Consider the following 406-nt stretch of genomic DNA (forward strand, 5'->3'; position numbering starts at 1 on the left):
GTCCGCGTCGAGGTCGCGGTTGTAGAGCGGGAGGCCGCCGATCGGGATCTCGGTGAAGACCAGTTCGGAGGGAGCCAGCCGGATCAGCGCCCGCGAGAGCGTGCGGTTGACCGACTGGGCCGAGAGGCTGCCCACGAAGTAGCCGACGGAGTAGGGAGGTTGGAGCTGGTTGATCGTCGCCATGGGGCCCATGCTGCCCCCGCCCCGCCATCCCGTGAAGCCCCTTAAGCCGCCCCCGGGGACCGGAATAGGGCATCCTCCCGATGCTGGCGGGGGGCCTTAGCGAGAAGGCTGTAGTCATCGCCGATGCGGACGCACGGCGAGCAGGAGGGGAGCAGGATCATGCTGCTGGACGAGTTCGTGGACTTCCGGATCCGGGCCGGAGAGGCATCGCGCCGGGAGATCG

At 68.7% G+C, this 406-nt stretch carries 1 protein-coding gene; it reads right to left on the bottom strand.

Features of this window, described 5'->3' with window-relative positions:
* A partial coding sequence (locus tag SB775_RS27595) for an NADPH-dependent FMN reductase (RefSeq protein ID WP_410864326.1) occupies positions 1-192 on the bottom strand: 192 nt, incomplete at its 3' end.
* Between the last annotated feature and the right edge of the window lie 214 nt (positions 193-406).

The sequence above is a fragment of the Peribacillus sp. SIMBA_075 genome, from assembly GCF_046534585.1.